Genomic DNA, 24,746 nt, shown 5'->3' with positions numbered 1-24,746 from the left:
TAAAAGTAACTTTCATTTTCTCTCGGAACGAAACCGATCGTAACGAAACCATTAGAAAATACTATACTTTAGACACTGAGCGTTCAAAAGTACTTTACTTACCCACGGCCTGGACCGTGGTTCATCCTATTACCAAGGAAAGCATACTCTATGGCGAAACTGCAGAAAGTCTTCAAAAATGTGATGGTGAATTTATTGTATCCATTGAAGCCATCAATGACACCATGATTGACCCTGTTCATTCAAGAAAATCTTACCTCTATAATGAACTTATGTGGGGAGCTAAATTCACATCCATGCTGGAAGCCGTAGATAAAGCGTATGTGCTAGACTTGGGAAAAATTGATGAGATATATGATGCTGAACTGAATAAATATTAGCAATAGACCACAAAAAAAGAGGCTCAACTTACCGAAGTCGAGCCTCTAATAAAATTTTTCAAAAAATTGTTAATGATTAGCCAATTCGCTTATGGCATTCCAGGCCATGAGTCCCATACCTATTTCTATGGCTCCTTCGTCAATATTAAAAGTAGGTGTATGTACGCCAGAAACTATTCCTTTGGCCTCATTTCTAGTCCCTAGCCTGTAAAAGCAAGAATCCACCACCTGAGAATAAAAGGCAAAATCTTCTCCTGCCATCCATAAGTCTAAATCAACCACATTCTCTTTACCCATATAGGCCTCAGCAGCTTTTCTTACCTTCTTTGTCAATGCTGGATTGTTTTCCAAATAAGGATACCCTCTAATAACTTCAAACTCACAAACAGCACCCATAGACTCCGCCATAGTTTCAGCCATTTTTTGGATTAATTGTAGCCCTCTTTCACGCCACTCTTCATCCATATTTCTAAAGGTACCATCAATCTTCACTTCGTTGGGTATAACATTGGTAGCACCCAGACCTACTATTTTACCAAAGGTTAAAACGGAGGGATTGGTAGGTTTTCTATTTCTAGAAATAATTTGCTGCAAGGCCACAATGATGTGAGAGGCTACTAAAATAGGGTCAATACATGCATCTGGAGCCGCTCCATGCCCTCCTTTACCTTTTACAGTTAAATAAATTTCATCCGTGCTTGCCATGTACATCCCTTCTCTAAAACCTATTTTACCTACAGGAATATTAGGTGCCACATGCTGGCCCAGCATAGCCTGAAGTTTAGGATTTTCCAACACTCCTTCTTTAATCATAATAGAAGCCCCACCTGGTGCTTTCTCCTCCGCTGGTTGAAAAACAAGCTTCACCGTACCTTCAAACTCATCTTTCAGGCTATTTAGAATTTTAGCTGTTCCTAGTAAAGAAGTGGTGTGCACATCATGCCCACAGGCATGCATCACCCCTTCGTTTTTTGATTTATAAGAAATATCATTAGCTTCAAAAATGGGTAAGGCATCCATATCTGCTCGAAGTCCAACAACTTTTTTCGATGGATTTTTTCCTTCTATTAAAGCCACCACACCCGTACCCGCGATACCATGCTCTGGTTTCAAACCCATTTCTTCCAAAGTCTTCACCACAAAAGCCGAAGTCTCATGCTCTTCAAAAGATAATTCAGGATTAGCATGCAAATGCCTTCTAATGGCCACAGAATTTTCAAATTGCTCTGCGGCTAAAGTTTTTATTTTATCAATCAGACTCATAATTTCTTATTTATTGCTGTGCAAAACTACTGGTTTTCTCTTCCTTCAAGAATCTATTGGCATATTCTTAGTTAAAAAATGTAGGTTTTGCTTTCTTTGCTCAAATTTAGCGTTTTAGATGATTATATATATAATGGGTGTGAGCGGCAGTGGGAAATCTACTGTTGGCGAATTATTGGCAAAAGAACTACAAATTCCATTTTATGATGGTGATGATTTTCATCCACAAGCCAATATCGACAAAATGAGTGAAGGCATTCCGCTCAATGACGACGACCGTCAGGGCTGGCTGGAATCCATCAATAAAAAGGCAAAAACCTCCAAAGAAGGTGGTGTATTTGCTTGCTCTGCACTGAAAGAAGTATACAGAGCACTTCTCTTTAAAGGAATTGGTGGTCAAGCCACCTTTGTTTATTTGGAAGGTAGCTATGAACTCATTGACGCAAGAATGAAAGCCCGTAAAAATCACTTTATGCCACCGGGTCTTCTAAAATCTCAATTTGAAACCCTTGAGATTCCACCTTATGGCTTACACGTTTCTATAGACCAAGAACCAGAAAACATAATTGCAGACATTGTGAAACAAATACCAATACCAACACAAGAATTTGGACTCGTAGGACTAGGCGTTATGGGTAAAAGCCTCGCCAGAAACCTCGCCAACAATGGTTTTAAATTAGCCCTTTACAACAGATTTTCAAAAGGTACTGAGGAGCAAGTTGCGGAGAAGTTCATCACCGAATTTGACGAATTAAGCGAAGCCAAAGGTTTTGAAGATATGAGAGCTTTTGTTCAAGCTTTGCAAACTCCTAGAAAAGTATTTTTGATGGTGAATGCAGGGAAAGTAACCGATTTAGTCATTGATGAACTTTCTTCTCTTTTAGACGAAGGAGACGTGATTATCGACGGTGGAAACTCACACTTTACCAATACAGAAAAAATAGGAATCGAATTATCTAAAAAAGGTATTCAGTTTATTGGAACGGGTGTGTCTGGTGGCGAAGAGGGAGCACTCAAAGGTCCCTCTATTATGCCTAGTGGCGATAAAACCGCTTATGAGAAAATAGCACCCTATTTAGAAGCTATAGCAGCTAGAGACAAAAAAGGAAATGCTTGCTGTACATATGTAGGCAAAGGCGGCTCTGGACACTATATTAAAATGGTGCATAATGGCATAGAATATGCTGAAATGCAGCTATTAGCGGAAGTTTTTGCTCTTTTAAGATATGTCAACGGACTATCTCCTATAGAAATCTCAGATATTTTAAAAGAATGGAATGATGGCGAATTGAGCAGCTACCTACTAGAAATCACTTATAAACTTTTGACTAAGAAAGAAGGTGACCAGTACATGGTGGATATCATATTAGACCAAGCTGGCAACAAAGGTACAGGAAGCTGGACCACGGAATCTATGGCAGAGCTGGGCATACCAGCTACCATGATTTCTTCAGCCTTATTTGCAAGATACATTTCTGCATTTAAAACCAAAAGAACCGAGCTTACCAATACTTTTAAATTGGAAGCTATCACAGGGAATATTAGAATAACAGACCTTAAAAGTGCCTATCAATTAGCCAGACTCGTTAATCACCAACAGGGTTTTCAATTGATAGAAGAAGCTTCTAACAAATACGAATGGACGTTAAACCTATCTGAAATAGCTAGAATATGGACCAATGGCTGTATCATTCGTTCTGGACTAATGGAAACGTTAATTGATACACTAAGAACTTCCACTTCACTTATTCTTAATAGCGAAAAGCAGAGCTTAAACGCTCAATTAGGCTCTTTAAGAACTGTCGCAATTTCTGGTATTCAAACTGGAGTTTCTATGCCATGTCACCTTTCTGCTTTGGATTATTTGAACGCCAGTTTATATCATCATCCTACCGCCAATATTATTCAAGCTCAGAGAGACTTCTTTGGTGCACATACCTATAAACGTGTAGATGACGAAAGTGGCAAGTCTTATCACACCATTTGGGAATAAAATCAAGTGTATTTAAACCCGAATTATGTAATAGGGAATCGTTATGTATTTTAAAGTACAATAAATCAGACAATTAAAGGAAATTAGCATAGCGTTTACCCTTAGCTAATGTCAAAGGGCTATGGTGATTTCCTTTAATTGGGTGTAGCCTGTGCTGAGTTTGACGATTTGTACTGAATTGAAGCAATTTAGCTACGGCCCCGATAAAATCGGGAGATTGCCCAATGCATAAACCGGGTTAAACTTTAAATGGAATTAAGTTAAGGTTGATATATAGAAAAAGGTCTCGAATAAACCATTTAGATGGCGTATGCGAGACCTTTTATTCTTAAAACCTTTCTATAAATGCTATACCGCTCTGAATTTCCCAGGAACAGGAATTGGATAAAAACCATTAGCATCTGGCAACGATTTTGGCATCGTATCCCATGTGAAACTATCTGGAGCTAAAGAAATCTCTGATTTAAGAGCCTCTTCCATAGTCACTTTTTGACCCGAATAAGTAGCCATTCTACCTAGAATAGACGTCATGGTACTCATCGCTCCATTATAGGCATCATTTACCGCTATATTATTAGAAATATTATGGAATAAAACATCATGCTCTACTTGATAAGCGTTTTTGTCTTCTCTGCCTCTATGACGGAAAAGACTATTCCCTTTTAAATCTGTGATTTTGCCCTCTGTGGCACGGCCTTTTGTTCCAATCAAATGCTCAGACACATTAGCCACTGTACCAGGTTGGTGACGGCATTGGCTATTTAATATCATTCCGTCGGCATATTCAAATTCTACCACATGGTGGTCAAATATTTCTCCGTATTCTTTCCCTTTTCTTACTTCCCTTCCACCAATACCAATGGCCTCAGTAGGATACCCTCCTTTAAACCAGTTGATAACATCTATATTATGAATGTGCTGCTCAGAGATATGATCGCCACATAACCAAACGAAGTAATACCAGTTTCTCATTTGGTATTCCATTTCTGTCATGCTGTCTTCACGCTTTTTCACCCAAACACCATCATTATTCCAATAACAACGAGCTGAAACAATATCTCCTATCATTCCTTCATCTACTACCCGCTTATATGTCTCTAAATACGATTTCTGATAATGACGCTGAAGCCCCACCACCACTTTAAGATTCTTCTTTTTTGCGGCCTCAGCTGCATCCAAAACTCTTCTAATGCCTGGAGCGTCTGTAGCTACAGGCTTCTCCATAAATACATGCTTATTTTGACGTACCGCTTCTTCAAAATGAATTGGCCTAAAACCTGGAGGTGTGGTAAGGATAACCACATCTGCCAATGCTATGGCTTTTTTATATCCATCAAAACCCACAAATTTGTTTTCTTCAGCTACCTGAACACGCCCAGCTACCTCGCCTTCTAATGCTCTTCCAGTAGTTAAGTTGGTATAACAACTGTCTAGCCTATCTCTAAAAGCGTCTGCCATGGCCACTAATTTCACATTTTCTTTTACAGACAATGCTTGAAAGGCAGCTCCAGAACCTCTACCTCCACAGCCCACTAAAGCTACTTTGATTTCATCTGCTCCGGCATAAAATGCAGAAGACATAAGAGGATTAGCTACCAATGCCGCTCCACCAGCAAACATGGCCGAGTTTCTAATAAAAGAACGGCGATTTAAATCTTTCATATTATTTCTAAGGGATATATTATTTACAAAACGGTTGAATGACTAAAGCTAAAAAAAACTGACGATAAAATAAACAGGAGTCTTTAAACAATAGCTAAATAGCCTGTTTCTGCCAACATCCCACTCATTCTTTAAGGATTACCTTAATTTCCGATAAAGAATTGGCCTAAACCAATTCCAGGAAATATAGGGCGTAAGGCATTTTCTTACGTCAATAGGAGTATTACTTATCTTTTGGTGGTGGGGCAAAATATCTTTCAATCTCAGCCTCCGAAGGTTGAACCGAAGGTCTTACCAATCTGAAACCTAAAAAAGGAGCATCCGTAAGCCACCAATCTGACTTAGGAATTTGAGGGTCTTGTTGTTTCAATCTTTGTGTAGAACCTACCCTAGCGGCAGAGCGAAGAGCCTCTGGGTCATCGTCCCAATGTCCACCTTTGATGGTATGAGGATAAAGTTTTACAGGTTCAAAAGACGGATCCTTCACACCATCTTCTAAAACTTGATGCACATTCGGTAAATAGGCATCTGAAGTCCACTCTGCCACATTCCCATACATATCATAAAGTCCCCATTTGTTTGGCTTCTTCTCTCCTACTATGCTATAAGCACCGTTGGAATTGGTATATAACCATGCGTAATCTTCTAATTGCCCTTTATCTTCTCCAAAATGCCAAGGTGTGGTACTTCCTGCTTTAGCAGCATATTCCCATTCTGCCTCAGTAGGCAAGCGGTAAAATACGCCTGTTTTTTTATATAGCCATTTACAAAACGACCTTGCGGCATACTGCGTTACGTTACATACTGGGAAACCGCCATTTTTACCCTGCCCAAAAGACATTTCCACATAAGGTTTGGTGGGTCTTGAAATGCCATCCAACACCAACTTTTTATCTATTTCCAATTCGCTATTCTGATAGATAAGGTACAAATCCCAGGTGGTTTCATATTTGGCCATCCAAAAGGAACTTAAAGCCACCTTTTTTTGAGGTCCTTCGTCTTCATCTCTGTCTTTGTCAGTTTCCGGACTTCCAAAGAGAAACGCTCCCCCAGGAATGGCGATCATATCAAACCCCTGTTTTGTGTTTGGAATCTCCTGTCTGTAATCTTTGAATTCTTGTGGTATAAAAAGTAAGCTAGAAAGTAGCAGTACGAAACTTAAGATAATTTTCATCTAATTTTTTTTATTCAATTTCGGGTTTTAAAAGTCTAAAAGTCATGCGATGCAAATAAGTTACACCATACTCCTTTATGGCGGCTCTATGCTTAATTGTTGGATAACCAGCGTTGGTATGCCAACCGTAATGAGGAAACTCTTTGGCATAGCTCTCCATAAGATTATCTCTATACGTTTTGGCCAAAATACTAGCTGCCGCTATATTCTGATATTTGCCATCGCCTTTAATAATGCAAGTATGGGGAATTGATAAATAAGGAACAAATCTATTTCCATCTACCAGTAAATGTTCAGGAGCTATTTCTAATAAAGCCACTGCTTTATGCATGGCTAAGATACTGGCCTGTAAAATATTGATTTCGTCTATCTCCGTTTGGGAACAAATTCCTATGGCAAAAGCCAGAGCATCCTTTTTTATAATTTCTGCCAAACGTTCTCTTGCAGCCTTATCGAGCTGCTTAGAATCATTAAGTTCTAGATTATCATAATCCTTTGGTAGGATAACAGCCGCAGCTACCACGGGACCCGCTAGGCATCCTCTACCAGCCTCGTCTAATCCAGCCTCTATACATTCTTTATTAAAATAGGGTTTCAGCATGATGGCAAGTTAATATCTAGGGCATAATATCTCAATTAAACCCGCTTTATTCATTAGAAAATCTCCCGATACTTATCGGGACCGTAGTTCAATAACTTCAAATCAGTTCGTAAACTCATGTAAACTCAATCACCAGAACCCTTCGACAAAAAGCTCAGGGTAGACCACTATGCTAATATTGTTTAAATGTCTGATTATTACACTTTAACTATTCATTACGATTCTCCAATGCATAAACCGAGTTAAAAAGCCAGGGAAGAGTAAATTCATAAAAAAACAGCCCTAGAAAACTAGGACTGCTCTTTCATTGAAAACTTGAACCCATAAAGCTCAAAGATTTTTATAATTTAAACACCTAAATAAGCTGGAGAAATCATAGAAACAGATTTTGCTTCTAAGAAAGACTGACCCATTAAGTATCCATCTACCGCTCTTGCGGCCTCACGACCTTCAGATATAGCCCAAACCACTAAAGATTGACCTCTTCTCATGTCACCAGCAGCAAAAACCTTTTCGTTGCTAGTTTGATATTTTGGAGCATTAATATTTCCTCTTTGGTCATAATCTACGCCTAAGTCATTTAATAGACCTTCGTGCTGTGGATGTAAGAATCCTGCAGCAAGCAGAGCCAATTCACAAGGCACCTCTTTTTCGGTTCCTGGAATTTCCTTCATGACCATTCTGTCATTATCTCTTATCCATTCAATATTCACCAACTTTAAGCCTTTCAGGTTTCCGTTTTCGTCACCTACAAACTCTTTCGTGTTTATTTGCCAATCTCTATCACAGCCTTCTTTATGGGAAGTACTGGTACGAAGCTGCATAGGCCAAAGCGGCCAAGGCGTGCTTTCTGCTCTCTCTGCAGGAGGCATTGGCATAATTTCTATTTGATAAATAGCATTGGCACCGTGTCTGTTAGAAGTACCTACACAGTCAGAACCAGTATCTCCTCCACCAATAACCACGACGTTCTTACCTTTTGCAGACAAATCGCCATTTTGATATTTAGCACCTTGATGATCTACTGAGAAATCGACCTTGATACCTTTACCATCGGCCACTCTCTTGTTTTGCTGACTTAAAAACTCCATTGCATAATGCACCCCTTTAAGTTCCCTTCCAGGAATACTTAAATCTCTAGGTACAGTAGAACCACCGGTTAAAACAACAGCATCAAAATCTCTCTCCAATTGTTCTGCTTTAATATCAACCCCTACATTGGTACTTGTTTTGAATATTACACCCTCTTCAGCCATCACTGCTATTCTTCTATCAATGATGTCTTTATTAAGCTTGAAATCTGGAATACCATAACGCACCAAGCCACCAATTTGGTCAGCTCTTTCAAACAAAGTAACCGTATGACCTGCTTTATTCAACTGAGCAGCCGTTGCCATTCCAGCAGGACCAGAACCAACTACCGCTACCGTTTTTCCTGTTCTTGAAGATGGCGGATTTGCAACAACCCATCCCTCTTCGTAAGCCTTCTCGATAATTGATTTCTCAATATACTCGATAGCAACAGGAGGTTTGTTAATTCCTAAGACACATGAAGATTCACAGGGTGCAGGGCAAATTCTTCCTGTGAATTCTGGAAAGTTATTTGTACTCGCCAAAATTTGATATGCCTGCTTCCAGTTTTCCTCATAAACTGCATCGTTAAATTCTGGAATAATGTTACCCAATGGGCAACCATTATGACAAAAAGGAATGCCACAGTCCATACAGCGAGCAGCCTGCTCATGTGTTTGCTCAGAATTATATTTTTGTTCTACCTCTTGGTAGTCTTTTTTACGTTCTTCAATGCTCCTATATTTAGAAGCTTCTCTTTCGAATTCTAAAAAACCCGTTGGTTTTCCCATTTTATTGCCGTTGTACTTTTTAAAATTGATTTCCTTATGCCGCTTTTGTGGCTTCTGCCTTACTTCTTTCCGCCAAGATACGTTTGTAATCACGTGGATAAACTTTTACAAAGTTTTCCAACTCTGACTTCAAGTCAGCCAAGATAACCTTCGCTACTTCGCTACCCGTGGCTTCCATGTGTTTGGTAATCATGCCTTCCAAAATAGCTTCATCATCAGCCGTCAAGCCTTCTAAATCTACCATTTCTTTATTGCACTTACGATCAAACACTTTGTCCTTGTCGTAAACATAGGCTATTCCACCACTCATACCCGCGGCAAAGTTCTCACCAGTTGGCCCTAAAACAATTACTGTACCACCAGTCATGTACTCACAGCCATGGTCACCTATTCCTTCTACGACTACTCTAGCACCAGAGTTTCTAACCGCAAAACGTTCACCTGCTAGCCCTCTTATAAATGCCTCTCCAGAGGTAGCACCATAGAAAGAAACATTACCAACTGCCATATTTTCTTCTGCTTTGAAAGTAGCTTTTCTATCTGGGTAGACTATCAGCTCAGCACCGCACAATCCTTTCCCAAAATAGTCATTAGAGTCTCCTTCGAGTTCTAACTTCAAACCTTTTGTAGAGAATGCACCGAAAGATTGCCCTGCTGTTCCTCTATATTTAAAGTGAATAGTACCTGCTGGTAATCCTTCTCCTTTATAAAGTTTAGAAATCTTATGAGAAAGCATGGCTCCCACTGTTCTATCCAAGTTATTAATAGGATATTCAGCAGATACAGCTTCTCCATTTTCTAAAGCTGCCTTAGCGTCCTTAATCATTTTCCTGTCTAGAACAAACTCAATTCCATGGTCTTGCTCTTCTTGCTTATATTCTGCCACCTCCGCAGAAATAGGCTCTTTATAGAGAATCTTAGAAAGGTCTAAGTCTTTATATTTCCAATGCTTGATGTCGCTTCTCTTTTCTAATTTCTGAACCTGACCAACCATCTCGTTGACCGTTTTGAAACCTAATTCAGCCATAATCTCACGCATTTCCATGGCGAGGTATGTAAACATATTCACAACATGTTCTGGCTTACCGCTGAATAAAGCTCTTAGCTCTTTTCTTTGCGTAGCAATGCCGACCGGACAAGTATTTAAATGACATTTTCTCATTAAGATACATCCTGCTGCCACTAAGGCCGCTGTTGCCACACCAAACTCCTCTGCTCCTAATAAAGTAGCAATGGCTATGTCTCTACCAGTTCTTAACTGTCCATCCGTCTGCACTACGATTCTGCCTCTCAACTTGTTTTTAACAAGGGTCTGATGCGTCTCTGCCAAACCTAGTTCCCAAGGAAGACCTGCATGTCTTAATGAAGATAAAGGAGAAGCTCCAGTACCCCCGTCATAACCTGCTATCAATACCACATCTGAGTGAGCTTTAGCCACACCCGTTGCAATGGTACCCACACCAGCTTCTGAAACTAATTTCACAGAAATTCTAGCTTCTTCGTTGGCATTTTTTAAGTCATAAATTAACTGAGCCAAATCTTCAATCGAATAGATATCGTGGTGAGGAGGTGGGGATATTAAACCTACACCAGGCGTACTATGACGCGTACGTCCAATCCAATCATCCACTTTATGACCAGGAAGCTGACCGCCTTCTCCAGGCTTGGCACCTTGAGCCATCTTAATTTGAAGTTCTTTGGCGTTAGACAAGTAATAACTTGTTACACCAAATCTTCCAGAAGCCACCTGCTTGATATTAGAAGACATACTGTCTCCGTTTTCCATAGGTGTGTATCTTGATTCATCTTCTCCACCCTCACCAGAGTTTGAACGACCACCAATACGGTTCATCGCTATAGCCAATGTGGTGTGAGCTTCCCAAGAAATAGAACCAAATGACATGGCTCCAGTAGCAAAGCGTTTGAATATTTCTTCTACAGATTCTACTTCATCAATTGAAATAGATTCCGATTGCTTGAAACGCATTAATCCTCGAAGTGTTAAGGCTTCTTTAGATTGGTCGTTTATGAGCTTAGAATATTTTTTAAAAATCTTATACCCTTCGTTAATGTCCTTTTCACCTACCCTAGTAGACTGTTGTAGTAAATGTATAGAGTCTGGATTGAACATGTGCTTTTCGCCACGTTGTTTCCATTGATAAACACCACCTACTTCTAACCTATTGACAGATTCCTTCTCCTCATTAGGATAAGCCACTAGATGTCTAACGATAACCTCCTTAGCGATTTCGTCAATACCTAAACCTCCAATTCTTGAAACAGTGCCTGTAAAATACTTATCAACAACCTTTTGATTAAGACCTAAGCACTCAAAGATTTGAGCTCCTTGATAAGACTGTAATGTCGAAATCCCCATTTTCGAGAAAATCTTCAATAACTCCTTATCTACAGCCTTGATATAGTTATAATATAATTCTTTGTCTGTAAACTCCCCGTCAATCTGACCAGAAGCGTTCATTTTTGTCAATGTCTCAAAAGCCAAATAAGAACATATCGCTGATGCACCATAACCTATTAATGCTGCATAATGATGCGTTTCCCAAACATCAGCCGCTTCTACTACAATACTCGCCTTTCCTCTCAAACCTTTACGGATTAAGTGGTGGTGGATTGCAGATGTCGCCAATAGTGAAGGAATAGCAGCGTGCTCTGAATCTACTGCTCTATCAGATAAAACCAAAATCTCAAAACCATCTCTTATGGCATCTTCGGCATATCTACAAATCCTTTCTATACCAAAAGCCAAAGCTTCGCCTGGGTTTTCTGTGCTGGTATAGAAATAAGTATTGATGGTTTTAGCTTGGAAGCCATCACGATCCACAAATCTCAGCCTATCAAATTCTTTCGGTGTTAACACAGGTTGCTGTAACTGCACCTGACGGCAATGTCTTGGTGACTCCGTTAAAATATTGTCTGCTGTACCTACAAAAGATATCAATGACATGATTGACCGCTCTCTAATAGAGTCAATCGGTGGGTTAGTTACCTGAGCAAATAGTTGTTTAAAGTAAGAAGAAAGGTGCTGACTTTGGCTTGACAAAATGGCCAATGGTATGTCAATCCCCATAGAACCAATTGCCTCTTTACCTAAAGATGCCATGGGTCCTAAAATCAATCTTAAATCTTCAGATGTATATCCCGCTGTTATTTGCCTCTTAAGAAGTTTCTCAGGGCTATAATGCGTATATGGTCTTATAGATTTAGGAAGTTTCTTAATATTGATTTTATGCTTATCAATCCACTCACCATAAGGTTGCCTTGAGCAGATATCAGCTTTTAATTCTTCGTCAGGGATAATTCTTCCCTGCTCCATATCTACCACAAACATTCTACCTGGCTGTAAACGACCTTTAGAAACTACCGTTGATTGGTCTATATCTAAAACCCCTGCTTCTGAAGCCATCACAACGGTATCGTCATTCAGCACCCAGTATCTAGAAGGTCTTAAACCATTTCTATCCAATGTCGCTCCTACCATCTTTCCATCCGTAAATGAAATAGATGCAGGGCCATCCCATGGCTCCATAATAGTAGCATGGTACTCATAAAATGCCTTTCTTACTGGATCCATGGCTTCGTTTCCGTCCCACGCCTCTGGAACCATCATCATCATAACATGCGGAAGAGATCTTCCTGAAAGATAAAGCAGCTCTATGGCGTTATCTAACATAGCAGAATCAGAATTGCCTTTATCACAGATAGGCATAATCATTTCCATTTCTTCCTTCGTGAAGAATTCGGAATAGAAAGACTTTTCTGCAGCTCTAATCCAGTTTACATTACCTTTAACGGTGTTGATTTCACCATTATGAGCAATGAACCTAAACGGCTGAGCCAATTTCCAAGATGGGAAAGTATTGGTAGAGAAACGAGAGTGAACAATAGCAAAGGCCGAAACCACTCTTGAATCTTGTAAATCTGGGAAGTAATATTTTAGTTGGTCTGTAGTTAATTGACCTTTATAAGAAATGGTACGACAAGACAAGCTAGAAATATAAAAGGACTCTCTTACACTTTTAACCGAGTCTCTAATAACCGCAGAAGCAAATTGTCTTAAAACATAAAGCTTACGCTCAAAAATCAGGTCATCCTCAACCGTTTCAGGCATTTTAACAAAAACTTGTTCTACCCACGGCTCCACTTTTAATGAACCTTCTCCAAGCGTCTCGTTGAGCGTAGGAACTTTCCTATAGCCCAAAAGATCAAAGCCTAGCTCTTCTATTTTTCTATTTAGAATTTCTCGGCACTCTTCTCTGGCAATTTCTTGATAAGGGAAGAAAATTTGACCAACACCGTATTCTCCAGCAGATGGCAACTTAAATCCTTTGTTTCGACATTCGGACACAAAAAACTCGTGAGGAATTTGTAACAACAGCCCTGCACCGTCACCCGTATTGGGATCGCATCCGCATGCTCCTCTATGATCCATTCTTTCTAGCATTTGAATGGCATCTGTTACTATTCCATGAGATTTACGGCCTTTCAGATGTGCTCTGAAGCCAATTCCGCATGCGTCATGCTCAAACTCACTGTTATATAAGCCTGAATTTTGTTCTGTTTCAATCATTCCTTATAGTACTCCTGTTATAAAAATGTATGCTGAGTAAAACCGTCTTTATTAGACAAAAATTAGTTAACCCGATAGAGCAAAAATAGTGGTTATATTTTTGGCTCTGCCTTGCAATATAATAACAAAAAAAATTGAGATTGTCAGGTATTCTCCAATTTTAAGGCTGTAATAATAATAAAATACCTTAATCAAAATTTAACATTAGAATAATACAATTCACCAGCAAAATATCAAAGAAATCTACTTGTCTTAACAACTATAAGTCTCTATTTATTCTTTATTTTCGAGAAAAGATGGATAGAAACGTAACTAAAAACAAAAAAGGCAAGCATTTCTGCTCGCCTTTTTTACTAATTCTAAAATGCCTACTTAAACTACAAGACAAAGCCTAAGCCAGCTGTAGTATTACTCATAGGATCTATAAGTATAAATGCACCGTTTGATGGATTCGTTTCATAACTATCTGCAAAGATTTCTCCTGCCGTTTTCAAATTAACCACGCCAATCTCATTCAATTTAATATCATTTCTATCTTCAGATTCTACGAGATGCTGAACATCCAAAACAGAATCAATTGATATTGATTTAGCCTTCTGAATATTAACACCGTGTTGCAAAAGGTAAGTTTTACCGGCAGATAGCGGTGTGCTATCCATCCAACATATCTTAGCCTTAATCGCTTTTTTACCATCCGGTAATACATTAGACCTGGTCAACATATTTCCTCTGCTGATATCAATATCGGTATCCAATGTTATAACCACGGAATCTCCAGCGATAGCTTTATCCAGATTAGTTTCAAACTTTTGAATACTCTTAATAGTAGAACTTTGACCACTTGGTAAAGCCGTTATCTCATCTCCTACCTCAAACTCTCCACTGCTTATTCTACCTGCATAACCTCTATAATCGTGATATTCTTCTGTTTTGGGTCTTACCACATACTGCACACCCATTCTGGCAGGGATGGCGTCAGCACCTGTTCTTACTTGCTTATTTTCTATACTTTCTAAAATACCCAATAAGGAAGCACCATCATACCAATCCATTTTTTCAGACTTGGTGGTAATATTTTCTCCGTACAAAGAAGATAAAGGAATGAAAGTGATTTTTTGACCCTCAAAGCCAGCCTTACCCACCGTGGTTTCAAAATCTTTCTTTATGGTCTCAAAAGACTCGTGGCTATAATTTACCAAGTCCATTTTGTTGACCGCCACTATGACGTTTTCAATCCTCAACAGCTGACTGATGTAATAATGCCTTTTGGTTTGCTCAGAAATACCATTTCTAGAGTCTATCAAAATAATAGAAACGGATGCGTTACTGGCACCAGTAATCATGTTTCTAGTATATTCAAAGTGACCAGGTGTATCTGCTATAATATACTTACGAGTAGGTGTATTAAAGTAAATATGAGCTACATCAATGGTAATACCTTGCTCACGCTCAGCAATCAAACCGTCCGTCAATAAAGATAGGTCTGTAAAGTCTAAGCCCTTTCTCTTTGAAGCAGTTTCTAGAGCCTCTATTTTATCTTTAGTGATAGATTTTGTTTCATACAGTAAACGGCCAATCAATGTGCTTTTACCATCATCTACAGAACCTGCCGTTGCTATTTTTAAAATATCCATTTGTTTCTTCTTAATAATCTTTTGCAGGCCTATCATAGAAAAGACCTACTTTTGAATTTTGTGTTTATATCATTGTCCTCCCAGTCCGCCTACAGGCAGGGACTTCGTTCGGACGGACTTTAGAAATAACCTTGTTGCTTACGTTTCTCCATTGCCGCTTCAGAACGTTTATCGTCTATTCGAGCACCTCTTTCTGAAATTTCTGCACTCAGAATCTCGTCAATGATAGAATCTATATTATCCGCAGTAGACCTAACTGCAGCTGTACAGCTCATATCTCCCAAGGTTCTAAATCTTACGGAGTCTTCGTAAACCTCCTCATCGTCCGATTTATTCACAAATTCGGACTCAGACCATATCAAACCATCTCTATCAAATACTCTTCTTTTGTGAGCAAAGTATACAGAAGGTATTTCAATCTGCTCTTCTTTGATATAATTCCAAACGTCTAATTCTGTCCAGTTAGAAATAGGAAAAACTCTTACATTTTCTCCCATGTCTATCTTCCCATTAAGCATATCAAACATTTCTGGTCTTTGCTTCTTAGCATCCCATTGACCAAAATCATCTCTTACTGAGAAGATTCTTTCTTTGGCTCTGGCTTTCTCTTCGTCTCTTCTGGCACCTCCCATACAGGCGTCGTATTTGCCATTTTCAATAGCCTCTAAGAGCGTCACCGTTTGCAAAGCATTTCTACTCGCGTATTTACCAGTTTCTTCTTTTACCTTACCTTCATCTATAGACTGCTGTACACTACCAATTTGAAGGTCAAGACCTAATTCCGCCACCAATTTATCTCTAAACTCGATGGTTTCTGGGAAATTATGACCCGTATCCACATGTAAAAGAGGAAATGGAATTTTACCCGGATAAAAGGCTTTTTGAGCCAATCTTACCAAGGTGATAGAATCTTTACCACAAGAAAAAAGTAAAACAGGCTTCTCAAACTGAGCAGCCACTTCTCTCATGATGTAAATTGCTTCGTCTTCTAACTGTCTAGGAAAACTCCTATTGCTATCTTCTAAAATCATCGTATTACTATACTATTAAAAACTAAATTCTATTTTATTCAAATGGCGTATGCTATTTCACAGCATGTAAACCACATTCTTTTTGCGACTCCTCCCAGTACCATCTACCTGCTCTAGGATGCTCTCCTTCTGCAATAGCCCTGGTACATGGTGCACAGCCTATACTCACAAAACCCTTTTTATGCAAACTGTTCTGAGGTACTTTATGCTCTTTTAAATAATCCTCCATGTCTTCAAAAGACCAATCTATCAAAGGATTGAACTTATGCACTTGATTGGCCTCATCCCATTCCCAAATCTTCATATCGTTGCGATTGTCAGACTGGTCTGCTCTTAGACCTGTAATCCAGACATCCGCATTTTCCAATGCCCTCTTTAAAGGAACTATTTTTCTCAAAAAACAACATTCCTTTCTGTCTTCTACAGAATTATAAAAACTATTGAAGCCCTTGGTTTTAACTAAATTTTCTATGGCAGCCGTTTCAGGAAAGTAAGTCGTAAACTCCTTTTTATATCTGGCTTTAGTTTTATCCATCACCTCATAAGTTTCCTGGAAATGTCTCCCAGTATCCAGGGTAAAAACTTCTATTGGTAAATCTTTGGAAAAGATGGCATGCGTAATAGCCTGATCCTCTTGTCCAAAAGAGCTAGAAAAAACGATGTTTGAATGGTTTTCTACCACCCAAGCTAATCTTTCCTCCAAACTTTTATTTAATAATTCTTCCATAATCTAAATCCTTAAAAGAAAACCCCTACAACATTTATTAAACTCACCAACATCACCACCACTGCCACTGTAACCATTAATACTTTTTGTGGAATGAACTTTACGAGGTAGGCTCCTAAAGGAGCGGCAAAAATACCACCAATTATTAAGGCGGCAATAAGTTGCCATGCCTGAGTATCTACAAAAAGCATAAAAATACCTGTACTAAAGAAAGCGACAAAAAACTCTGCGGTATTCACAGTCCCAATTGTTTCTTTGGCTGGATTACCTTTACTTAAAAGATTAGAGGTCACTAAAGGCCCCCATCCACCACCACCTATCGCGTCAAAAAAACCACCATAAAGGCCTAAGAAACCAAGGTTTTTATTCACGGGTGCTAAGGGCTTTGCCTTAAAGGCTTTCATGAAAATCATAACCCCAAGAAAAACCAGATATGCCGAAATGTATGGTTTAATGAAATCACCATCAATCACTTCAGAAATAACATATGCTCCTACCATGGCTCCAACAACCCCCGTCAGTACTATTCTGAAAAACATTTTCTTATCAATGTTTCCTAAAAAAATATGTGAAAGACCCGAAACTCCTGCTGTGAAAACTTTGGCGGTGTGTACGCCCGCTGTGGCATAAGCAGGCGGCACGCCCACGGTCATCATCATAGAACTGCAGGTTGCACCATAGGCCATACCTAAAGAACCATCAATTAGCTGAGCCAGAAAACCGATAAAAATGAAAAAGTAAAAGTTAGAATCTAAAACAAAAGTATTGGTATCAAAATCAACATATACGCGATAAATCAAAACGGCAGCTAAAGCCAACTTCATGATAACCATAAAAACCGCGATGGTTTTGAAGTTAATAAGGTCGCTTAGCGAAAGAGCTAGTTTTTTCATCTAAATTAAGCCACTCTTTGATATAAGGAGATTTGTTGTTTTAATGCGGTACCAAATCCATTTTTAAGAGCATTGACCACCTCTCCTATAACTATGACAGCTGGATTACTCAGACCGTTTTCTCCTGCCAAGTTTTCAAGATTTCCAGCTAAGCCAATTGCCATTTTCTCGCTATCCGAGCTTACGTTTTGAATAATAGCGGCAGGTACATGACTTCTTTCTAAAGAAGAATAAATCTCTTGAATTTCATTCAATTTGCTCATGCCCATTAATATAACCAAGGTAGAATTTGACATCGCTGCCAATTTCACATCCGAGCTTAGGCTGCCATCCGATTTATGACCGGTAATTACCCAATATCCATCGGCATGATTTCTATCTGTAAGAGGTATTCCAGATAAACCAATAGAGTTTACAGAAGAAACCCCGGGGATATATGCCGTTGGAATGCCTCTATCTGTGGCATAATTAATTTCTTCCACTCCCCTTCCAAAAACAAAGGGGTCTCCACCTTTCAATCTTACCACGTGACCCTTCTCAATAACCTTTGCTACAATTAAGTCATTGATTTGATCTTGAGAAATCCCTCTTTTATGACCTCTTTTTCCCACATAAATTAATTCTGCAGAAGAGGCATATTCCAAAAGATCTTTAGATGCCAAATGATCATATAAAACCACATCTGCACTTTGAAGTGCTTTAATGGCTTTTAAGGTAATTAATTCAGGGTCTCCTGGACCCGCCCCCACTAATGTAAGTTTCGGCGAAATCATTAGGCCAGTTTTAAATTTAGTGCGTTTCTGTATGACATTGCTTTTTCTAAGAAGGCTTTACCTTCCGCTAAGTATGTATTTGCAAAATCTAAAGAAGGCTCGTTCTTTTTAATTTGTAGTATTTGCTCTGCAACCAATCCACCAAACTCTTCTTTATAATTTTCGTCAAAATCTGCAATAACACCCATTTGTGTATTGGTTTTAACACCTTTATCTATCAAAAGACCTTTGGCAGCGTTAACCTGAGATGCATAAGTATGGTAGATAGCATCTGCATATCTATTTTCATTAATGGCCGCTTGAGCGTTATCCAATTTCTCTTCGGATTCTAAGAATAATATCCCTACTAAATCCACAATCACAGAAGCACATTCTCCTACACCAATTTCTGTTTTAAATTGCTCTTCACGTCCCCAGTCTACAAAATCGGTTTCTTGAAGTTTATCTAAATCTGCTAGAGGTTTTAAGATGTCATAGAAATAAATCTTACCCTGACGGTCATAATAATCATTAAAACGCTCTCCTTGATTGGCATTATCTGCATAGTCTTTCAACACGTACCTTAATACATCTGGTCCCTTTTTACTAGGAACTTTAATGACTTTATCTGCGGCTCTCCCTTCACCATTTCCAATGGTTCCACCACCCAATAAAACCTGTAATGCAGGCAACACCCTCTTATCTGCGGCACGCATGCTACTACCATGAAATCCGATGTTGGCCACACCATGTTGACCACAAGAATTCATACACCCTGAAATTTTAATGAGGATGTCGTTATTATTGATAAGGGCAGGAAATTCATTTTCAATAACTTCTTCTAATACTTTAGTAACAGCTGTACTGTCTGAAATAGCCAAGTTACAAGTATCTGTACCCGGACACGCTGTAATATTTACGACGCTGTTAGCTCCAGCCTCTGCATAACCGAACTGAGCCAAAACACTAAACACATAATCAAGGTTACCTTCAGGTATATTTCTAAAGAAAAGACCTTGATTGATAGTTACCCTCATATCGTTACCAATATATCCTTCAAGTTGATCCAAAAGGTTTCTAGTATCTGTGGTATTGATATTACCTAAAGGAACTCTAACAAAAACGCCAAAAAGGCCTTCCTGTTTCTGGGAAATAACATTGGTAGCCTTCCAGTTTTCGTATTTCTTTTTATCTTCAATTTCAACAGTACCCTCAACCGTCTTATACGCTAATTCTGGGGCATCCGTTATGGTATTTATTTCAAATACTTTCGATTTCAAAGCAGCTCTTTCTTCTTCTAAAAGCTCCATGAAAGCTTCAAAACCAATCTTGGCAATTAAGAATTTCATTCTTGCCTTGTTTCTACTATTTCTTTCGCCATGGCGATCAAAAACACGAAGAATAGACTCAGCCAATGGAATTATCATATTTTCTGGAAGAAACTCATAAGCGACATCCGCCATTCTCGGCTGTGCACCAAGTCCCCCCCCTACAACAACCTTAAACCCCCTCTGACCATCTTGCACTTTGGCAATGAACCCAATATCATGCATATAGGCCAAAGAAGTATCCTCATCAGTATTTGAGAAAGAGAATTTCATCTTACGACCCATCTCTTGACAGATAGGGTTTCTCAAGAAATATTCGAAAGTAGCGTGAGCATGAGACGTTAAATCAAAAGGTTCATTTTTATCCACGCCAGAAGTAACAGAACCCGTGACATTACGAACCGTATTACCACAAGCCTCTCTTAGGGTTACATTATCTTTTTCTAGTTCTGCCCACAACTCAGGCGTTCTGTCCAAACTCACATAGTGAATCTGAATATCTTGTCTGGTAGTGAAATGCATCATTCCAGTAGAATATTCATCAGAAACCGCACAAATCCTTCTCCACTGGTCAAAAGTCATCTTTCCGTATGGAAGCTTAATCCTTATCATCTGAACGCCTTCCTGACGCTGACCATATACTCCTCTGGCTAAACGGAGACTTCTGAATTTATCATCATCAATCTTCCCTTCCTTAAACAATTGGATTTTTCTACCAAGATCCAATATGTCCTTTTCTACTATTGGGTTTTCTAATTCTGTTCTAAAGCTTTGCATTATAATATGATTTCCTTTTGTGAGAACTGACTGCAAATTTATTAATAATCTACTAAACTAATAGACTTAGTAGATTAAAAGTTCAAAAAACTTCTAATTAATTTGATAAATCGCTCCCTGGATAGCCATTTCAACGTTTTTGTAGATACTTCGAGCTTCGGAAAGATGACCTTCTTCAGTCTTATACCTTGAAGAAAGGTGTCCTAAAATCATTTTTTTAACACCTGCGTCTCTGCCTATTTTAGCTGCTTGCTCTGCGGTACTATGTTGTGTTTTTTCTGCTCGGTCTTCCAATTCTTTTGTAAAAGTAGCTTCATGATAGACCAAATCCGAACCTGCAATAATAGGAATAATCTCAGGATTGTAGGCCGTATCTGAGCAGTAAGAAAAAGACCTAGAAGGCTCTCCTGGCTTTGTATATTCCTTGGATTTGTAAACTTCGTCTGTAAGCGGATCCACTACATCTAAACCTTCTCTTAACTGATGAATAAAAGGGATAGGAAATCCCTCTGGAAGTTTTTCGGCCCTTATATGTCTCTTTCCAGCTTTTGAAGATAACTTAAAACCTGTGCATGGCACCCGATGAATAAGTGGAATACTCTCTATAACAAAATCCTTCTTTTCAAAAAGGACTTCCGATTTTGAATTGTCCGTTGCTATAAAATTCAGTTCAAAATTTAATTGGGTATTCGCTGCTAAAAATTGGATATTCAATATTTCTTGAAGTGCAGGTGGCCCAATAAGCGTTATTGGTTCAGCACGACCACTCAGGTTCATACTTGAGAGTAATCCTATTAACCCAAAATAATGGTCCCCGTGTAAATGACTAATACAGATGGTTTTCAGTCTACTAATCTTTACTGATTTTTCTAGAAGTCTGTGCTGCGTACCTTCTCCACAATCTATTAGAATATGCTCATTATCAAATGATACTAAGAATGCAGAAGGATTTTTACCTAACTGAGGCGAGGCTGAACCAATACCTAATACTGTTAATTTCAAAATTTTTATTTTCTATTATTCACCCATTTCTTCCAGAAATTGGTTTTCTAAATCATTCATAAAAATGGCTTCCTTGGCTTCATGGAAAGTAGGCAGGTAAAGAACATGCTCTATTTCTGGATTCTTAGAACCTGTCAGCACCAGCAGTCCCTTATAATCCTTTATTCTTTCATCCCACTTTTTAAGCATATCTATATCAGACGGTGTAAAAGCGTGCTCCCCATAATCTACCACTAAAGACAACGCTCCAAGTTGAATGTCAGAAGCCAAAGCAGCTAAAGACTTGCCGCCCTCTTCTGCTACCACTGTAATAATCTCTTCTACTCCTTCTATTTTAAAGCCCATTTCAAATTTCCAGGATTAAATTTTTAATTGACTAACTACTTATGCAACACTTATGTACCTGCACTAATTCCATTTAACTTGTATAAAAAAACTCTTTTTACACAGCAAATATGACGACTAGGGTCATGACAACGACTGCAGACCACTCTTTCCTAAATTGGAGAAATCAAGCTCACTAATATATTTCTGAGCTATCCATCCTCTTATTCTTTTATATTTTTCAATTCCCAAATTTTGGCATCCACCAAAAATCTAAACCAGAACCCCTGTAAAAAGTGAAATATCAAACCAGGAATGCCCTCTCTAAAACCACCCTTCAGTATATAACGATGGAAGAAATAGAGAAAAACCCTTAAGAATGGCGGATAAGAATAGTATTTCATCCTTTGATAACGCCTTTTCTCCATTTCGTTACCATTTTTGAGTGCCTGTACCCTACCTTCTCCTTTATTAAGTTGGTAAGCCATTACATCCTCGGCCTCCAAGCTTGACCATTTATTATGCCGCTGGGTAAATACCGTTAAAGACTCCGTAATGATATCAATCACATTAGACTTTAACACCAGGCACTTTCCCGTGATAAGAAAATGCTGGTCGTACTTTTTCAATTCACATTGCCCAAAACCCTTTCTGAAAATAATGCCATGATAAACAGGAAAATGCCCACCTCTTTTAATCCACTTTCCTAAAAACATCGTTCTTCTAGAAGCCATAAATCCATTTACCTCTTCAGGAATTCCTTTAGAAAAATGCTCGGTTAATTCCTCCTTCAGTTCTAACATAACGCGGTGATCCGCATCTAGATTAAGGATAAAGTCGTTCGAAATCTCTAAATTGTCAAATGCCCAATTTCTTTGAATACTATAATTTTCAAAGGCGTTTTGAACTACTTTTATTCCTGGGTATTCCTTAAGCAATTCTAAGGTACGATCAGTCGAAAAAGAATCTACTACGAAAATCTCTCCAACCCATGAATAAAGACTATCAATACAATCTTTGATATTCTTCTCTTCGTTGAAAGTCAGAATGACGGCTGTAATGGGAAGTTTCTTTGCAATAGCTATCTCAGTCATGAGGCAAATATAATTTTTTGTTTTTCGCAAAAGCATTCAAAGAGCTATATTTTTATTCCTAAATTTGCCTAAACACCGAAACTCAAACTTCATAAATGAGGATTTTACTGATTCATCAGTTTCTTTGGTCGCATTACAAAGCAGGCATATTTACAGAATTAGAAAAAATTGTCAAGGATAATCCTAAAGACGAACTTCGAATTATCCAAACGGCTAAATATGAAAAAGCTCGGTTAGATTTTGGAGAAGCGGATACCTCTATTCATACTTATGAATATGAACTCCTTTACGATGACGTTTACGAAAACACCAAGTATTTTGATAGAGTTAAGAAGGTTTTTACAAGAGTAAAATCTTTTAAACCTACTGTTATCGTGCTTCCAGGGTACTATGAGCCTGCCATGGTGACCATACATTTTATAGCTAAACTTCTAGGTATAAAAATAATTTTGGCCGTAGACTCCACAGAAAGCGACAATCCAAATAAATGGTATGCAGAACTTGTTAAAAAAATCATAGTGTTTTTTGCTGATGGTTTTTTCTGTTATGGAAAAAAATCTGCCGACTACATGCTAAAACTAGGTGCTCCTGAGAGAAAAATATTAATGAGGCGAAATTCAGTTAACAATAATCTGGTTGCTAAAATACATGCTGATTTCAAAGCCTCTGAAGAATTTCAAACAGAAAGAAGTAAGTATTCAAAGTATAATTTCATTTTCGTTGGTAGATTTTTAGACATCAAAAACCTGAAAAGATTGATTGAATCCTTCCGGAATTTAGAAAACGCAAATGACTGGGGCTTAATTTTAGTAGGCGACGGTCCTTTAAAAAAAGGCATTCAGGAGGATTATAAATCGTTAAAAAATCTATTTATACTCCCTCCTCAAGAATGGCATGGTGTTCCCGAAAAACTGGCATTAGCTAATATCTTAATTCTGCCTAGTTATTCAGAACCATGGGGTCTGGTCACCAATGAAGCTATGGTTTGTGGAATGCCCGTAATAGTATCCAAGCAGTCTGGTTCTTCGGCTGACTTGGTAAAGAATAACGCCAACGGTTTTACGTTTGACGCCTTTTCTGAAAATGAATTGCAGAATGCTATGCAATTTTTTGTTGACAATCCAAAGAAAATAGCAGCCTTCGGAAAATCATCGGAAGAAATAATTACTACTTTTTCGCCAGAAAAAGTGGCAGAAGAAATGTATAATGGTTTTATGAAACTGCATCTGGCTCAATGAACCTATTAAACCTATTTCTAAAACATCGAGATGCCTTTGCCATTAGCATGGTTTTCTGTAGTGGACCTTTAAATTATGCCATAAGGGATGGCATAGGTCTGGCACCTAATAGTACCGCATTCTCTACTTTATTTATGCTAGGGGGTATTTTCTTGGTATTACCATTCCGGAATTTCAAGACCCTTTATAGAAATGACACACCGCTTAATTTCTTAGGTATTTCTTTTCTTGTAATGGTTATCATATACATGATTGTATACCCGGCACATAGGTATATGTCCCTTTCATTATTCATTTACGACTACTTCGTCATTGGCATTGTACTGTATTTTTATTTCTATCTGGCTACTGTAAGAGAGTCCTACCTAAGGATGAACTTCCTGAAGATTTGTATGGTCATATCTATTCTTGGTTCTATAGGCC

The 24,746-nt window shown here is 38.5% G+C and carries 18 protein-coding genes and 1 pseudogene; 4 read left to right on the top strand and 15 right to left on the bottom strand.

The window, feature by feature from the left end:
* Positions 1-380, top strand: a pseudogene (locus tag ACTBZY_RS00095) (ion channel); the annotation flags it as partial.
* A gap of 69 nt (positions 381-449) precedes the next feature.
* On the opposite strand, the gene ACTBZY_RS00090 reads toward ACTBZY_RS00095, so the two are convergent.
* Positions 450-1,643 (bottom strand): M20 metallopeptidase family protein, encoded by a 1,194-nt coding sequence (locus ACTBZY_RS00090; protein ID WP_463044276.1) that lies wholly within the window; start codon positions 1,641-1,643, stop codon positions 450-452.
* 118 nt (positions 1,644-1,761) lie between these two features.
* Here ACTBZY_RS00090 and gndA point away from each other — a divergent pair, with 118 nt between their 5' ends.
* Entirely contained in the window at positions 1,762-3,636 is a 1,875-nt protein-coding gene (gndA, locus tag ACTBZY_RS00085; protein WP_463044275.1) for an NADP-dependent phosphogluconate dehydrogenase, read from the top strand.
* A gap of 348 nt (positions 3,637-3,984) precedes the next feature.
* On the opposite strand, the gene ACTBZY_RS00080 is transcribed toward gndA, so the two are convergent.
* The 14 genes from ACTBZY_RS00080 to ACTBZY_RS00015 all read right to left on the bottom strand — a co-directional run bounded on the left by ACTBZY_RS00080 (position 3,985) and on the right by ACTBZY_RS00015 (position 23,085).
* Positions 3,985-5,298: a Gfo/Idh/MocA family protein gene (locus tag ACTBZY_RS00080; RefSeq protein ID WP_463044274.1), complete on the bottom strand. Its 1,314-nt coding sequence runs from the start codon at positions 5,296-5,298 to the stop codon at positions 3,985-3,987.
* Between the two features lie 223 nt (positions 5,299-5,521).
* Entirely contained in the window at positions 5,522-6,472 is a 951-nt protein-coding gene (locus ACTBZY_RS00075) for a formylglycine-generating enzyme family protein (RefSeq protein WP_463044273.1), read from the bottom strand.
* Between the two features lie 10 nt (positions 6,473-6,482).
* A complete protein-coding gene (locus tag ACTBZY_RS00070) occupies positions 6,483-7,073 on the bottom strand; it encodes a ribonuclease HII (protein WP_463044272.1) in 591 nt (196 codons plus the stop codon).
* Between the two features lie 347 nt (positions 7,074-7,420).
* Positions 7,421-8,935, bottom strand: coding sequence for a glutamate synthase subunit beta (locus ACTBZY_RS00065; protein ID WP_463044271.1), 1,515 nt, complete (start codon positions 8,933-8,935; stop codon positions 7,421-7,423).
* Between the two features lie 34 nt (positions 8,936-8,969).
* On the bottom strand, positions 8,970-13,523 hold the full coding sequence (gene gltB, locus ACTBZY_RS00060; RefSeq protein ID WP_463044270.1) for a glutamate synthase large subunit: 4,554 nt from the start codon (positions 13,521-13,523) through the stop codon (positions 8,970-8,972).
* Between the two features lie 377 nt (positions 13,524-13,900).
* Positions 13,901-15,157 (bottom strand): sulfate adenylyltransferase subunit 1, encoded by a 1,257-nt coding sequence (locus ACTBZY_RS00055; protein ID WP_463044269.1) that lies wholly within the window; start codon positions 15,155-15,157, stop codon positions 13,901-13,903.
* 119 nt (positions 15,158-15,276) lie between these two features.
* Positions 15,277-16,188, bottom strand: coding sequence for a sulfate adenylyltransferase subunit CysD (gene cysD, locus ACTBZY_RS00050; RefSeq protein WP_463044268.1), 912 nt, complete (start codon positions 16,186-16,188; stop codon positions 15,277-15,279).
* Positions 16,189-16,240: 52 nt separating this feature from the next.
* Entirely contained in the window at positions 16,241-16,915 is a 675-nt protein-coding gene (locus ACTBZY_RS00045; RefSeq protein ID WP_463044267.1) for a phosphoadenylyl-sulfate reductase, read from the bottom strand.
* Positions 16,916-16,926: 11 nt separating this feature from the next.
* On the bottom strand, positions 16,927-17,808 hold the full coding sequence (locus ACTBZY_RS00040) for a sulfite exporter TauE/SafE family protein (protein WP_463044266.1): 882 nt from the start codon (positions 17,806-17,808) through the stop codon (positions 16,927-16,929).
* 5 nt (positions 17,809-17,813) lie between these two features.
* Positions 17,814-18,581 (bottom strand): uroporphyrinogen-III C-methyltransferase, encoded by a 768-nt coding sequence (gene cobA / locus ACTBZY_RS00035; RefSeq protein ID WP_463044265.1) that lies wholly within the window; start codon positions 18,579-18,581, stop codon positions 17,814-17,816.
* A complete protein-coding gene (locus ACTBZY_RS00030) occupies positions 18,581-20,665 on the bottom strand; it encodes a HEPN domain-containing protein (RefSeq protein WP_463044264.1) in 2,085 nt (694 codons plus the stop codon). The genes cobA and ACTBZY_RS00030 overlap by 1 nt, the downstream gene beginning before the upstream one ends.
* A gap of 93 nt (positions 20,666-20,758) precedes the next feature.
* Positions 20,759-21,667 (bottom strand): ribonuclease Z, encoded by a 909-nt coding sequence (locus ACTBZY_RS00025; protein WP_463044263.1) that lies wholly within the window; start codon positions 21,665-21,667, stop codon positions 20,759-20,761.
* Between the two features lie 15 nt (positions 21,668-21,682).
* Positions 21,683-22,012, bottom strand: coding sequence for a hypothetical protein (locus ACTBZY_RS00020; protein ID WP_463044262.1), 330 nt, complete (start codon positions 22,010-22,012; stop codon positions 21,683-21,685).
* Positions 22,013-22,215: 203 nt separating this feature from the next.
* Positions 22,216-23,085, bottom strand: coding sequence for a glycosyltransferase family 2 protein (locus ACTBZY_RS00015; protein WP_463044261.1), 870 nt, complete (start codon positions 23,083-23,085; stop codon positions 22,216-22,218).
* Positions 23,086-23,180: 95 nt separating this feature from the next.
* Here ACTBZY_RS00015 and ACTBZY_RS00010 point away from each other — a divergent pair, with 95 nt between their 5' ends.
* Together ACTBZY_RS00010 and ACTBZY_RS00005 are read left to right on the top strand one after the other, a co-directional pair.
* On the top strand, positions 23,181-24,323 hold the full coding sequence (locus ACTBZY_RS00010; protein ID WP_463044260.1) for a glycosyltransferase family 4 protein: 1,143 nt from the start codon (positions 23,181-23,183) through the stop codon (positions 24,321-24,323).
* Positions 24,320-24,746, top strand: a 427-nt coding sequence (locus tag ACTBZY_RS00005; protein WP_463044259.1) for a hypothetical protein, incomplete at its 3' end; no start/stop codon positions are given. The genes ACTBZY_RS00010 and ACTBZY_RS00005, both read left to right, overlap by 4 nt.

This window comes from Arcticibacterium sp. (genome assembly GCF_055134445.1).
Note: the sequence above shows the minus strand (reverse complement) of the source record. Positions and strands in the feature narration are given on the sequence as shown.

Coding starts and splice junctions, on each gene's coding strand:
- ACTBZY_RS00090 (WP_463044276.1), bottom strand. CDS start 1,643: ATGAGTCTGATTGATAAAATAAAAACTTTAGCCGCAGAGCAATTTGAA.
- gndA (WP_463044275.1), top strand. CDS start 1,762: ATGATTATATATATAATGGGTGTGAGCGGCAGTGGGAAATCTACTGTT.
- ACTBZY_RS00080 (WP_463044274.1), bottom strand. CDS start 5,298: ATGAAAGATTTAAATCGCCGTTCTTTTATTAGAAACTCGGCCATGTTT.
- ACTBZY_RS00075 (WP_463044273.1), bottom strand. CDS start 6,472: ATGAAAATTATCTTAAGTTTCGTACTGCTACTTTCTAGCTTACTTTTT.
- ACTBZY_RS00070 (WP_463044272.1), bottom strand. CDS start 7,073: ATGCTGAAACCCTATTTTAATAAAGAATGTATAGAGGCTGGATTAGAC.
- ACTBZY_RS00065 (WP_463044271.1), bottom strand. CDS start 8,935: ATGGGAAAACCAACGGGTTTTTTAGAATTCGAAAGAGAAGCTTCTAAA.
- gltB (WP_463044270.1), bottom strand. CDS start 13,523: ATGATTGAAACAGAACAAAATTCAGGCTTATATAACAGTGAGTTTGAG.
- ACTBZY_RS00055 (WP_463044269.1), bottom strand. CDS start 15,157: ATGGATATTTTAAAAATAGCAACGGCAGGTTCTGTAGATGATGGTAAA.
- cysD (WP_463044268.1), bottom strand. CDS start 16,188: ATGATTTTAGAAGATAGCAATAGGAGTTTTCCTAGACAGTTAGAAGAC.
- ACTBZY_RS00045 (WP_463044267.1), bottom strand. CDS start 16,915: ATGGAAGAATTATTAAATAAAAGTTTGGAGGAAAGATTAGCTTGGGTG.
- ACTBZY_RS00040 (WP_463044266.1), bottom strand. CDS start 17,808: ATGAAAAAACTAGCTCTTTCGCTAAGCGACCTTATTAACTTCAAAACC.
- cobA (WP_463044265.1), bottom strand. CDS start 18,581: ATGATTTCGCCGAAACTTACATTAGTGGGGGCGGGTCCAGGAGACCCT.
- ACTBZY_RS00030 (WP_463044264.1), bottom strand. CDS start 20,665: ATGCAAAGCTTTAGAACAGAATTAGAAAACCCAATAGTAGAAAAGGAC.
- ACTBZY_RS00020 (WP_463044262.1), bottom strand. CDS start 22,012: ATGGGCTTTAAAATAGAAGGAGTAGAAGAGATTATTACAGTGGTAGCA.
- ACTBZY_RS00015 (WP_463044261.1), bottom strand. CDS start 23,085: ATGACTGAGATAGCTATTGCAAAGAAACTTCCCATTACAGCCGTCATT.
- ACTBZY_RS00010 (WP_463044260.1), top strand. CDS start 23,181: ATGAGGATTTTACTGATTCATCAGTTTCTTTGGTCGCATTACAAAGCA.